The organism is Endozoicomonas sp. 2B-B, from assembly GCF_053470045.1.
The window spans coordinates 5801504-5814649 of sequence record NZ_JBLZMU010000001.1 but is presented as its reverse complement, the minus strand read 5'-3'; the positions used below and the strand labels follow the sequence as shown (position 1 = coordinate 5814649).

Annotated in this window: 14 protein-coding genes; 8 read left to right on the top strand and 6 right to left on the bottom strand. The window is 48.3% G+C overall.

All coding sequences use genetic code 11. The features are described 5' to 3' along the window. Positions 1-5: 5 nt before the first annotated feature. From fliN to ACOMHB_RS21435, 6 genes are all read right to left on the bottom strand, one after another. Positions 6-407 (bottom strand): flagellar motor switch protein FliN, encoded by a 402-nt coding sequence (fliN, locus tag ACOMHB_RS21460; RefSeq protein WP_448218138.1) that lies wholly within the window; start codon positions 405-407, stop codon positions 6-8. A 29-nt stretch (positions 408-436) separates the two neighbouring features. Continuing rightward, on the bottom strand, positions 437-1396 hold the full coding sequence (locus tag ACOMHB_RS21455; RefSeq protein ID WP_448218137.1) for a flagellar motor switch protein FliM: 960 nt from the start codon (positions 1394-1396) through the stop codon (positions 437-439). A gap of 79 nt (positions 1397-1475) precedes the next feature. Then, the gene (gene flhA / locus ACOMHB_RS21450) at positions 1476-3581 is read right to left on the bottom strand and encodes a flagellar biosynthesis protein FlhA (protein ID WP_448218136.1); all 2106 of its coding nucleotides are present in this window, start codon (positions 3579-3581) and stop codon (positions 1476-1478) included. Then, positions 3578-4729: a flagellar biosynthesis protein FlhB gene (gene flhB, locus ACOMHB_RS21445; RefSeq protein ID WP_422412729.1), complete on the bottom strand. Its 1152-nt coding sequence runs from the start codon at positions 4727-4729 to the stop codon at positions 3578-3580. Before flhB ends, flhA begins: the two co-directional genes overlap by 4 nt. Positions 4730-4739: 10 nt before the next feature. Beyond that, the gene (gene fliR / locus ACOMHB_RS21440; protein WP_448218135.1) at positions 4740-5513 is read right to left on the bottom strand and encodes a flagellar biosynthetic protein FliR; all 774 of its coding nucleotides are present in this window, start codon (positions 5511-5513) and stop codon (positions 4740-4742) included. Beyond that, positions 5513-5782: a flagellar biosynthetic protein FliQ gene (locus ACOMHB_RS21435; protein WP_317145259.1), complete on the bottom strand. Its 270-nt coding sequence runs from the start codon at positions 5780-5782 to the stop codon at positions 5513-5515. Before ACOMHB_RS21435 ends, fliR begins: the two co-directional genes overlap by 1 nt. Before the next feature lie 255 nt (positions 5783-6037). On the opposite strand from ACOMHB_RS21435, the gene ACOMHB_RS21430 reads away from it, so the two are divergent. The 8 genes from ACOMHB_RS21430 to ACOMHB_RS21395 all read left to right on the top strand — a co-directional run bounded on the left by ACOMHB_RS21430 (position 6038) and on the right by ACOMHB_RS21395 (position 13146). Continuing rightward, entirely contained in the window at positions 6038-6841 is an 804-nt protein-coding gene (locus ACOMHB_RS21430) for a flagellin N-terminal helical domain-containing protein (RefSeq protein WP_448218134.1), read from the top strand. Positions 6842-6992: 151 nt separating this feature from the next. Beyond that, the gene (fliD, locus tag ACOMHB_RS21425) at positions 6993-8342 is read left to right on the top strand and encodes a flagellar filament capping protein FliD (protein WP_448218133.1); all 1350 of its coding nucleotides are present in this window, start codon (positions 6993-6995) and stop codon (positions 8340-8342) included. Positions 8343-8356: 14 nt separating this feature from the next. Then, complete coding sequence (gene fliS / locus ACOMHB_RS21420; RefSeq protein WP_422135141.1) at positions 8357-8758, top strand: flagellar export chaperone FliS; 402 nt, start codon at positions 8357-8359, stop codon at positions 8756-8758. A 13-nt stretch (positions 8759-8771) separates the two neighbouring features. Further along, complete coding sequence (locus tag ACOMHB_RS21415) at positions 8772-10019, top strand: flagellar hook-length control protein FliK (protein ID WP_448218132.1); 1248 nt, start codon at positions 8772-8774, stop codon at positions 10017-10019. A gap of 30 nt (positions 10020-10049) precedes the next feature. After that, positions 10050-10556, top strand: a complete 507-nt coding sequence (locus ACOMHB_RS21410; RefSeq protein WP_448218131.1) for a flagellar basal body-associated FliL family protein — start codon at positions 10050-10052, stop codon at positions 10554-10556. Between the two features lie 16 nt (positions 10557-10572). Next, the gene (fliA, locus tag ACOMHB_RS21405; protein ID WP_448218130.1) at positions 10573-11307 is read left to right on the top strand and encodes an RNA polymerase sigma factor FliA; all 735 of its coding nucleotides are present in this window, start codon (positions 10573-10575) and stop codon (positions 11305-11307) included. A gap of 4 nt (positions 11308-11311) precedes the next feature. Further along, positions 11312-12163 (top strand): flagellar motor stator protein MotA, encoded by an 852-nt coding sequence (gene motA, locus ACOMHB_RS21400; protein WP_448218129.1) that lies wholly within the window; start codon positions 11312-11314, stop codon positions 12161-12163. After that, positions 12160-13146: a flagellar motor protein MotB gene (locus tag ACOMHB_RS21395; protein WP_448218128.1), complete on the top strand. Its 987-nt coding sequence runs from the start codon at positions 12160-12162 to the stop codon at positions 13144-13146. The genes motA and ACOMHB_RS21395 overlap by 4 nt, the downstream gene beginning before the upstream one ends.

The following is a 13146-nucleotide window of genomic DNA, read 5'->3' as shown; positions in this document are numbered from 1 at the left end:
ATGGGTCAGGCCAGATTTTTCAGACGTTCTGATTCGCTGATGACATCCAGCAAACGAATCCCATACTTATCGTTGATCACCACAACTTCGGCGTAGGCGACCAGAGTACCATTGACTTTCACTTCCAAAGGCTCGGAGGCTTCTTTCTCCAGCTCGACAATTGAGCCTTTATTAAGGTGCATTAGTTCACCAATGTTAATTTCGGTGCTGCCCAGTTCCAGAGACAGTGTCACCGGAATGTCAAGAATCATGCCCAGATCACTGACTGACTGCGGCGGGTTATTGGTATCTTCCAGTAGCTCTCTGGAGGTGGTTTCTGATTCCAGACTGTCCTGAAGACTGACACTATCACCTGCAGGCTGTGACGGAGCTATTTCCTGCTCGTTTTCATTTTCTTCATTACTCATGGATGATATTTCCTCGGGCTGGTGGATCTCTACTCTTTCTGGTCTAGATACAGAGAGTCAAGAATTTTCATGGCCAGCATATTATTCACAGTGCAGACGTCAGCACGGTAGGCTGGAATGCCTGCCAACTTGACAGTGACACTGCTGGGAATATCTGCCTGAATGATCTGTCCCGTTTTCAGTCTCAGCACATCGCGAAGGCTCAGTTTCAACTCGCACAATCGGGCAGAGACTTCCAGAGGAGCCTGCATAACCCCGGCCATCATGTTGCGTTGCCAGGTGGGATCCTGTTCTGTAAATTTAAAGGCCTGCAGCTTTTCTCTGACCGGTTCCAGAGCCTGATAAGGCATGATGATATGAAATGGACTTTCTGTGGAGCCAAGGGAAATAGTGAAGCGGCTGAGGAGAATAATCTCGGTATCTGAGCGAAAAACGGTGGATATGGGGCGGTTGTGATTTTCAGCAAGGCGTATCTTGAAAGAAAGAATACTGCTCCAGGCTTCGGTCTGGTCATCCGCTGCAGATTTTAGCAGGCGTTCCATGATACGAATTTCGGCGTTGGTCAGTTCCTCTTGATGGTTTTCGTTAAACTCACCGGTACCACTGAAAAAGATGTCTACAAGAGAATATAAAAGCGGTGTCTCCAGGGCCATGAAGCCAGCGCACTTCAGTGTTGTTGAACGGTAGATATACTGTACATCAGGTATATTTTCCTGATGCAGATAATCACCGATTGCCAGGGAATCGACCGATTCAAAATGAATATCTACCGGGCGACGAAAAACAGCAGTGAGACTGTGACGAAATAATTGGGAAAAACGCCGGTAGATCAATTCAAGTGTCGGCAAAAGGTCGTGAATCTTATAATCCGGGTTAGTCAGATCATAAGTCGTCAGATCCTTGAATTTTGAAGGCGGATGAACCCGGCGAGTCTTTGTTTCACCCGACAGGCTGGATTCGGTATTGTTTGATAAAGATTTCCGTTCCATGGGAAATTCCATATAACTGGCTTATGACCAGATAATTCTTGTTATTAAAAAACATACCGCTATTAACTGATAAAGACAATCAGCCAATCTTGCCAACCACTATGACTTCTTTATTTTCAGGGATTTCATTAAACGACAATACATGCATACCCTCGGTACACAGACGAGCATATCTGGCCATGGCCGGGCGCAATGATGCATTGACCAGCATAACAGGCACTTTTCCTTCAGCAGCAAGGTTGGCAGAGACTTCTGGCATTTGAACCTGAAGTTGCTCCGCAATTCGGGGTTCAAGTGGCAGTGTGTCAGGGGAGAACTCGTTACTCTGACGGGCTTGCTGGTAACTTTGCATAATGACCTGCTCCAGCTCTGAGCTCATGGTGACAACCGGTATTTCAGAGGTGTTGCCCACCAGGTTCTGGATAATGCTGCGACGCAGGGCAATTCGAACTTCAGAGGTCAGCAGGTGTGGTTCTGTAATCCGTTCAGACGACTCCAGTAAGGTGCTGGCAATGGTTTGAATATCGCTGACAGAGACATCTTCGGTCAGCAAATCTCTGAGTATTCGGGAAAACACACTCATGGACAGCTTCTTGGGAATAAGATCTTCAGCCAGTTTGGGGGAGTAGTGAGTCAGCTTATCCAGCAGTTGCACTACTTCATCATGCCCAAGCAGCTCACTGGCGTGTTCATCAATAATTTTATTAAGGTGTGTAGCGATAACCGTAGCAGCGTCGACTACCGTGTAGCCCAGTCCGACAGCATGTTCCCGCTCTGAGGTTTCAATCCAGAGTGCTTCCAGTCCGTAAGCAGGCTCTGAAGTCGCAATACCATTTATCTCACCAAATACTTCACCGGGATTGATCGCCAATAAACGCATGGGCTCAATCTGTCCTTCGGCAACAATGACACCCTTGAGCAGTATATTGTAGCTATCAGGTTTCAGATTCAGGTTATCTTTCACATGCACGCTGGGAATCAGAAAGCCCAGCTCCCGGGATTGGGTTTTGCGAATGCCTTTCAGTTGAGTGAGTAACTGTGCGCCCTGATTTTCATCTGCCAGAGGAATGAGTTTATAACCCAGTTCAAGCCCCAGGGTATCCACAGGCGGAATATCTCCCCAGGACCAAGGTGATGACTCACTGACACCTTCTGTATTGGCTGCAGAGTGGCTGGATTCGGGTTCATCCTTCTGATGTTTGTTGGTGGTCCACCAGGCCAGAAACGCCACGATCAGTCCCAGACTGAGAAAGGGTACGTGGGGCATACCGGGAACAATGCCTATCACCATTAAAATCATGGCAGTGAGGCCCAAAGCTTTCGGAGAAGAGAACATCTGTTCGGAAACCTGATGCCCTACATCTGCAGATTCAGAAACTCGGGTTACCATGATAGCCGCAGAGGTGGAGAGCAGCAGCGAAGGAATCTGGGCCACCAAACCATCACCAATCGTCAGAAGAGAATAAGCAGCAAAGGCTTCCCCGGCGGATAACCCCTGACCAATGGTGCCTATCAGCATTCCACCAATGATATTAATGGCAAGAATAAGCAGACCGGCTACAGCATCACCCCGGACAAACTTGCTGGCACCATCCATTGAGCCGTAGAAGTCTGCCTCCCGGCGTACACTTTCCCGGCGGTCGTGCGCTTCCTGCTGGTCAATAACGCCGGCATTGAGGTCTGCATCAATGGACATCTGCTTGCCTGGCAGGGCATCGAGAGTGAAGCGGGCGGTCACCTCAGAAATGCGACCAGCACCCTTGGTGACCACGACAAAGTTGATAATTACCAGAATAAAGAACACCACCAGACCGACAACGTAACTGTTGCCAATAACAACCTCACCAAAGGATTGAATCACCTTTCCGGCAGCGCCATTGCCAGTATGTCCATTCAGAAGAACCACCCGGGTTGATGCCACGTTCAGGGCAAGGCGCAACAAAGTGGAAACCAGCAGGATGGTTGGAAATACCGCAAATTCAAGAGGTCGAAGTGTGTAAATGCTAACTAACAGGATGAGCAGAGACAGTGCGATGTTGAAGGTAAAGAATACATCCAGCATAAAAGGCGGCATCGGCAGTGTAACCATACCGAGCGTCATCAGAACGATCAGCGGAATCCCGATATTCAGGTTGCCGCTTTTGGGCGACATCATGTATAGCAGACGTTGAGCTTCCTTGATCATTGTCTCTTCTTATCCCATTTTTCCCGGAAGGCGCTGGGGACTTCCGGTGTTGGTAAATCGGGTGCCTTGCTTCTGCGTCCGGCCTGAAAGTCATTCAGATGATGGACGTAAGCCAAAACCTGGGCAACGGCCAAAAACAGGTCGTCGGCAATTTCCTGATTTAACTGTGTCGTATGATAAATCACCCGGGTTAACGTGGGTGACTGTACCACCGGCTTATTGTATTCCCGTGCCACAGCGCAGATACGCAGGGCTACTCTGTCAACGCCTTTTGCTACGACATAGGGCGCTCTGGCCTTGTCCAGATCATATTTCAGAGCTACTGCAAAGTGAGTTGGGTTGGTGATAATGACATCCGCCGAAGGAACGGCCTGCATCATTCTGCGACCCGCAATTTCCTGTTGCTTCTCCCGCAGTCTTGAACGAAGCTCTGGCTGACCTTCAGACTCTTTCATTTCATCACGCATTTCCTTGTGTGTCATGCGCAGTTTTTTCATGTGGTTCCATCTTTGGAAAGGTACATCAATAAAACAGATCAACAGCAGGGCACTGACCAGAATGGTGATGGCCATGGTAAGGTGGCTGAGACCCTCTGAAACCGCTTGAAATATCGGCAGCCGGTTGAGCCAGAGCACATCCCGAAAGAACCATTGATTAATGAGCCAGAGAGAAAAAGCCAGCAGCGAGATTTTGGCAATGGACTTTAACAACTCAATCATGGAGTTGGCAGAAAACATGCGTTTAATGCCTTTGAGAAAACTGATGCGCTCAGCCTTGGGTCGTATCTGTTTATTTGAGAATATCCAGCCTCCTAAAGCCGCTGAAGCGGCTATTGAGGCCAGAATGACAATCAGCATAAAGGGCAGCAGGCCGGAGAACCCCTGAGTAATGCTGACGATCAGGTGATCCGTCAGCCAGCTTTCCTGCCGCAATACGTCTTTTTCAAACCTGAAGCTTTTGTACATAACCTGAAACAGCTGGTCGCGAATTAATCCACCACTGAGCCATAAAGCAACCAGGGTTGAAGCCAGCAAAGCAAAGGTGACCAGTTCCCGGGATCGGGGAACCTGGCCTTCGTCACGGCTCTTCTGAAGTTTTCGTTCGGAGGGTTCTTCTGAGCGTTCGCCAGTCTGTGATTCTTCTGCCATCTGAAAATTCCTAAAGAACCAGTGATCGTAGAATGTCCAGAACAGTCCGGGTAAATCGTGTGAAGACACCGTTCAGGGTGGAACTGATCAGCATCAGAATAAAAATGCCTGCCAGCATGGTCAGAGGAAAGCCCAGACTGAAAATATTGAATTGCGGCGCCGAGCGGTTCATTACACCAAAGGTAAAAGTGACAATTAATAATGCAACAATGGCGGGAAGAACCATCAGTAGTGCGCTGGCAAACATCCAGCCGCCCATGGCAGGAAGCCGGTCAATATCCAGTTGGCGAATAGAAAAGGGCGCAATGGGAATGGTATTAAAGCTCTCCACAACAATAGAAATGACGACCAGATGCCCATCAAATGCCAGAAACATCAGAAAGCTCAGCAGTTGGAATACCTGGCTGATTACCGGAATCTGGGCGCCGTTCATCGGATCAAACATGACCGCCATACCCAGACCCATCTGCAAGGAGAGCATTTGCCCGGCGGAGGTGAAAATGGCGAAATAGATTTGCAGTACCATCGCCATCAAAAGCCCGACAGCCAGCTGTTGTGCAGTGATCAGAAGGGCTTCACCCGACAGTGGCTCTACTGCGGGTACCGCAGGCAGCATGGGGGCCACAATAATAGTGATGGCCATCGCCAGAATTACCCGGATTCTGGGTGCCACTACCTGACTGCTGATAATGGGCATTGCCAGGAAGAGGGCTCCGATACGAAAAAATGGCCAGAGATACTGACCAATCCAGCCCACCAACTCAGAGAAGGTATAGGTTCCCATCAGGCCAGCATCTCTGGAATAAATTCATACAGCCGGAGAAACAGATCCATAAATTCCTGAATCAGCCAGGGGCCCGTCATGCCTATAGTGACCAGTGTCGCCAGCAGACGGGGCAGGAAACTGAGGGTTTGTTCATTGATTTGAGTCGCAGCCTGCAATGTGCTGACCACAAGACCCACCAGCAGTCCGGGCAACACAATCACCGACACCATCAGAACAATGAGGGTCAGCGCATCACGAAAAAGGTCTGCCACAACTTCCGGTGTCATGGGGTTTCCTCTGAATAGTTCAGGTTGTTTCGCAACTTTGCAAAACAGACTGCAACCCGAAGAAATTAGCTTCGAGCATAGTTTTCTAAAATGAATTCGCAATAGATATATAAAAACATTTTTTTACTTTAAAAACGACTTAAAAGAATGGCAAGTCTATTTAATAAATCCAGAAGTCTTCCCGAGTGGTACTTATCAACAGGCAGTACGTTGAAGTAATCAAGCGATTAAAACCATGAATAGGGAATTAGTAAAATGGCAATGACCGTAAATACCAATATCTTCTCTCAGAATGCTCAGCGTAATCTGAGTAAGACTGAGGCAGGTCTTCAGACCGCCATGCAGCGTCTGTCTTCTGGTATGCGTATTAACAGTGCTAAGGATGATGCTGCCGGTTTGCAGATTGCGAATAAAATGGCTGCACAAATTGGTGGACTTGGTGTCGCTATCCGTAATGCCAACGATGGCATCTCCATGGCCCAGACTGCTGAAGGTGCTATGAGCGAGATCACTAACTCTTTGCTGCGTATGAGGGATCTGGCTTTGCAGGCATCAAGTGGTACCTATGAGTCTGCTGATGTTACCGCCCTGCAAGCCGAATATGATGCTCAACTGGCTGAGATTGGCCGTATTGCCGCAACGACTGAGTTTAACGGGACAACCGTTCTTGGCGCAGGTACTGTCGAAATCGCAGTTGACTATACCGATGCTACCACCAACAACATAGACCTCAACTTTACTGCCGTTGCGCTGACGGCTGTTACCTTTACCGATGCCGCTACCGCTCAAACAGCAGTGGGTGCATTGGATGTAGATATTGCTGCTTACGATGCTGTTCGAGCCAGTCTGGGTGCATCCCAAAACCGACTGACCACTACCGTCAATAACCTTGCCAATATCCGTGAAAACCTGAGTGCTTCCAGAAGCCGTATCGTGGATACTGATTTTGCTTCAGAAACAGCGAATCTGAGTAAGTATCAGGTTATGCAACAGGCCGGTACTGCCGTGCTGGCTCAGGCTAACGCGATTCCTCAGAACATTCTGTCTCTGCTGCGTTAATCGCTGGAGAGGTAAAATTCAGTCAGCTGTAATGCTGATGGTCTTTGTGGGAGCCAGTGAGCTCCCATTTTTTATGAGCTGTCTGTTATTCGGTTATGTTTCTCAAAGCGGTGCCGACTGAATAAAAGCAGGCATTAATCAGAGGCTGATTATGTTCAGTTTAAGTGGCATCTATTCAGGGCTGGATGTTAACTCCATTGTTGACACTTTGGTGGAGGCCGAGCGTGCTCCCAGTGAAAACCGTTATGCCCGCAGAGAGGAGGCCTTTAATGTAGAACTGTCTGCCGTCGGGACGCTAAAGTCTGCACTGAATGATTTTAATACTCAGGTAGAAAGCCTGAACAGCATCAGTAAATTCAGCCCCAGAGCCGTCAGTGTCAGTAATGAGTCCGTTCTGAGCGCAACCGCTTCCAGCAGCGCTGGGGAAGGCAGTTATCAGTTTTATGTGGATCAGCTGGCGACTCGCCACCAGACTGTATCCGCAGCTATCGCTTCAGATGCCACTATTGGCTCCGGAACGGTCAATCTCTCGGTTAACGGTGAAAGCTTCTCCGTTACGGTCGAACCGGGTTCAGAAAGCCTGACTAATTTACGCGATGCTATAAACAGCGCAGCCGATAACACCGGGGTTCAGGCAGCGATTATTAATGAAAACGGTCAGCAGCGTCTGATGCTGACCAGTGAGAAATCCGGAGCAGCAAACACCATAACCAGTGACTTCAGTGGCCTTTCCGGTGGCTCAGCAACCCTGGGTTCCTTTACCGATTTACAGGTGGCAGTGGATGCCAGTATCCGGTTTGGTGCAGGAGCCTCTGCAATCACTATTACTTCCGAAGATAACCAACTGGAAAACCTTATTGATGGCGTCACGCTCAATCTGAAAGCCGTCAGCACAGATCCGGTCACCGTGAATATCTCCGTAGACAAAGACAGCCTGAAAGAGTCCATGCAGGAGTTTGTGGATGCCTGGAACAACGTTAAGTCTACCCTTGATACTCTCACAGATTTCAACGGTGTTTCAGCGGGGCCTCTCAATGGTGATAGCCAGACCCGGGCTATTGAGGGTCAGTTGAGAAGTGTCATCAGTTCTTTATATGGTGAAGACGGTGACACATTCAGAACACTCGGGCAATTGGGTCTGACAACTACCGAAGACGGCTCAATAACCCTGGATAACGATAGTCTGGATGACGCCCTGATTAACAACTTTGATGAATTGGCGCAGGTGCTGGCTGGTGAAGATGGCTTAATGAATCAAATGGCAGCCGTTCTCACTCCCCACCTTGAAAGTAGCGGAACGCTTGACAGTCGGGAGGACAGGATTGAAGAGGGCTTGAGTGATATTGAAGATGATCGTGCGGCACTGGAGCTGAGACTGGAGCGGACCCGCAGCTATTACCAGAATCAGTTCCTGGCGATGGAAAGTATTCTGGCCTCACTGAGTGGAACCAGTGACTGGATCACCAGCAGTCTGAATAGTCTGAATAACAATAATTCCTGATCATGGAGAGGGTCATGAAGAAAAAAGGTCTGGGTGCTTATCAACAACAGGAAAAAGCGGGTGTAGAAGCGTCTGATTCTGTTCAGCTGGTGGGTGTGTTGTTTACCAAACTGATGGACAATCTGGCTAAAGCAAGCCACCACATTGAGCGAAAGGATCTGACCAACAAGTCTGATCGCCTCTCCCTGTCTATCGAAATTCTGCTGGTGCTGGAACAGTCTCTGGATTTTGAAAGAGGTGGTGACTTGGCCGGAAATCTCCAATCGTTATATCTCTATTGCATCAGACGTTTAACTGAAGCCAATGCAAAAAATGATTTGACTGCTATCAGTGAAGTTATGGGGCTGCTAAAAGAAATACAGGAAGCCTGGGCCCATATTTCCCTTCCTCAAGCTGCGATTGCCACTATTCAGTAACGGAGCGGTTTGAATGGAAAACCAGGCTCTGCCAGTTTTTTCGTTGTTATCTCTATCGAGTTCAGCGCCATTGGTTGATGGTGCTCAACCGCAGGTCATGGCGGCTGCTCAGGCAGTTACTACTTCTTCTGAGTTGACATTTGAAACGGTTCTTCAACAGTTTTCCTTAATAGAATCTGCATCCACAGAGTTAGTCTCTCCGGAGCTTCTGGCTGCAGGGTTGATACCTGTTGATGGGCAGGCAAAAACAGATTTACCCTTGGCAAACCCTGAAGTTTCAGAGCTGACAAAGCATATTCCCGTCACCAGCTTACCGATACTGACCAGAGAAGCAAAACCTGAACAGTCCGCCGTAGAAATAAAAAGTACCTCTTTAACAGTAGGGGTTACTGAACGGCCTGATTTAAATCTGTCAATGCCCGGAAAATCTGAAAAACTCCGCCTGCCTGTTCGACCACAGGAATCAGAGGTCTCTCTGACTCCGGTTAAGACTCAGAAGGTGTCTCAGGCTCAAAGACCATTAACGGATGTTAATCTGGTAGAGGAAGTCGATCACCAGACAGGAAAACTCAAGCCGGAAATCACTTTAAAACCGGATCAGATCCAGACAGAAGCCAAAGCGCCGGAGATAAAAAATCACCATGGATTAAAAGAAATTCCAGCTCCGCTGTCTCTGTTCAATTTCGAAATGGAACGGAAAGCTTCCTTAAAAACAGCTCCTGCATTGATACAGCCAACCGAATCAATTCAGGCCGTCGTTAATCAGTCGCCTCAAACCTCCCAACAGTCTGTTTCCATTCAGATGACTGAGCCATCATCAGTAGCCCAGTCAGCCACAGTTAAGCAACCTTTCCTGCAACCTGAAGTAGCTCAGCGACCCTTCGGGCAGACAGTGGTGCAAATGATTAAGCAGGGTGAGCAGAAAATGGAGTTTCGGTTAGACCCACCGGAATTGGGTCGGGTAACGCTGACCGTTAGCGTTGACAGAGACGCGGTCAGCCTTCAGGCGATAACGGCAACACCAGCTGCCAGAGACTTGCTGTTGCTTCACGGAGATCGCCTGCGGGAAGCTCTTAATAGTGAGTCACTGACTCTGGGGCAAATGTCGGTGGATGTGGGTAGCCAGAAAGACGCTGATACGTCGGGACAATCTTCAGAATATCTGCCCACCGCCGATGGTTGTCATGAATCAAATGGTTATCAGAGTGCCCAGGAACAATTCAGGATTCATGGCGGCAGATTATTGGATCATTTCGTTTAACAGATCATAGGAAAAGGAGTTTCTGGACTCATGGCAGATGAAAAAGAAAGCAGTGACTCTGAAAACAAAAACTCAGGCCACGGCAAGTTATTAATTATCATCATTATTCTTCTGGTCCTCTTGTTGGCAGGTGGTGGCGCTTTTGTGGCCATGACAATGATGAATCCTCCGCAGCAACAGGAACAGCAACAGCAGCCGCAACCGCAAGTTACAGCATTGGCACCTCCCAGTTTTATGGTGCTTGAGCCATTTATTATCACTCTCAAAAGTGATGTCCGACCTCGATATATGCAGATAAAACAGTCATTGATGGTTCGGGATGAAACCGTGATCGCAACACTGGAAGCCTACCGGCCTCTTATTCGTAATGAAGTCATCAACTACCTGGGCTCTCTCTCGTTTGAAGAGGTTAAAGCCGGGGGAGTTACAGAGATTATCCGTGCTGAAACGTTGGCAAGAGTCAATGCATTGCTCGACAAAGAGAGGGTGGGAGCAAGAGTGGAAGACTGTCTGATTACGGATCTTGTGATCCAGTAGCAACTTAGTGGCAGACATGCAGCAAAAAGGACTTGACGCTTACCGCCAACAGGCAGGAAATCAGCGGGATGTTCTGGTTAAACAGCACCTTTCCCTGGTCAAAAAGATTGTGCTGCATCTGGCCAGTAGTCTGGGTAGCAACATTTCCCGGGATGATCTCTTGCAAGCCGGGATGATGGGTCTTCTGGATGCTGCCAGTCGTTATGATCCGGGCCGCAAAGTCCCCTTTGAACAGTTTGCCAAAACCCGGATTCGAGGCGCAGTGATTGATGAGTTACGACAGTGGGACTGGCGCAGCAGAACAGATCGGGAACACGGACAGAAGATCAGGAAGGCAATTCAGGCACTTAATACAAAGCTGGGACGGGCTCCGGCCGAGTCAGAAATTGCAGAAGAGCTTGGCGTCAGCCTTGAGCGATACCATCGCATGTTGCAGAGCAGTAATTCCGACAACCTGCTGAGTCTGGACGGGCTGATGCAGGGTGAGGCTGACAGCAGAATCATAGAGGTTAATCAGGATGACTCTATAGAAGTGGTTGCCATGGGGGGAGAGCGCAGCAAGGCCCTGGCAAATGCTTTAAAGGAGCTACCGGAACGAGAGCAACATTTGATGAATCTCTATTACGTTCATGAACTGAATATGAAAGAAATTGGAGAAGCTCTGGATCTGACGGAGGCCCGTATTTGTCAGTTACACCGTCAGGCTGTTCTACGACTGCGCTCGCTGCTGGAAGAATGGAACAGGGAATAGCATTATGAAAATCTTGGGGCTACTTATCCAGCTAGGCTGCATCTTTGGTGGCTTTATGGCTGCGGGTGGTGAAATGGCGGCTATCTGGCAGCCAGCAGAAATAGTGATGATTGGTGGTGGCGCGGTGGGGGCGTTCATGATTGCCAACCCAACGAATGTTGTTAAAGCGGCTGGACGACATTTGGTTTATACCGTCAATAACTCAGGCTTTAATCGTGAATATTATGACGAGCTGCTCTCTCTTCTGTATACGTTATTCAATATGGCGAAAAAAAAGGGAGGGACCAAGGCGCTTGAAGAGCATATAGAAAACCCTGAAAACAGTGATGTTTTTTCCAAATTTCCTCTGATTATGAAGACCCCTCATATCTATAACTTCATTAGTGAAAACCTCAGGCTGTCACTGGTAGACGGCATTGAACCCCACGAATACGAAACCATTATTGAGGAAGAAATTGAATCCATGGAGTCAGAAATGATGCGTCCAGCGGATGCTCTGCAGCTGATTTCTGATGCATTGCCGGGCTTTGGTATTCTCGCGGCAGTACTGGGTATCGTTATTACTATGGGTGCGATAGATGGCCCAATGGATCAACTGGGCCGATTGATTGCTGCGGCTCTGACAGGTACTTTCCTTGGAATATTTATGGCCTACGGATTAGTAGGACCCTGCGCAACGGCCATTGGCCACTCAATCGATCAGGAGATAAGAGCATTTCATTGCATCAGGGTGGGTCTTGGCAGTAACAAGTCCGGATTTCCTCCTGTTGTTTCAGTGGATTCAGGCAGGAAAATGCTTTTTTCGGACAAACGACCTACTTTCGGTGAACTGGAAGAGTTGCTGGACGGCCAATGAGTAAAGATCATGTTATCGTCATTAAAAAGAAGCATGGCGGTCATGGTGACGGGCATCATGGCGGTTCATGGAAAGTAGCCTTTGCTGATTTTGCCATTGCCATGATGGCTTTGTTTCTGTTGCTTTGGATCATGAGTGCCACGGATAAGGAACAGAAGAAAGCCATTGCCACCTATTTTGAAGATCCGGGCTCATTCCGCCATCCAAGCAGTTCCAAGCCCATTAATTTTGGGGGAATGAATACTTTGGTGGATATTCCCAGACCAGGGGCAAACAATCGAGGCAGGGAAGAGACTGAGGTTATTGCTGAGGATATGGACAAAACCCTGAATAATACGCTGATTTTCGACAAGCTGTCCGATGAATTACAAAAATTGGTGGGCGGCAGTAAATCAGCTGGAAGATATGAGGACTACATTGATCTGGAGAAAACACCGGAAGGCTTACGCATTGTCATTCTGGATAATAACAAGAAGAATATGTTTGAAAAGGGGAGCGCAAGACTGCAGCCATTTTTTCAGGATTTAATGCTTGAGCTGGCCCCTATTTTGAACAAACTTTCTTTCAGCCTCATGATCAGCGGGCATACCGACAGCTCAGGCTTTCAGAGGAATAATTATTCAAACTGGGAACTGTCATCAGCCCGGGCTCAGGTTGCCAGAAGAACACTGGTTTTCGGAGGACTGGAGGAGTCCCGGATTATGATGGTGTTGGGTATGGCTGACCGGGTACTGCGCGACCCTGAAAACCCTGAATCCAGCTCAAATCGTAGAATTGAAATTCTGTTTTTGAACGAGGAAATGGAAAAGCGGATTGAAGATATGTTTGCACCGGTTGAAGAAGGTACCGAAGATGTAATTCAGGAAGGCACCGAAAAACTGAGTGATGAAGACTCGCAGAAAATGCGCACAGCTCTGGACAAAGCCCGAGACAACCAACTTCCGGAAGAAATGAAAGATGATATAAACTGGGGGGGCAATTAA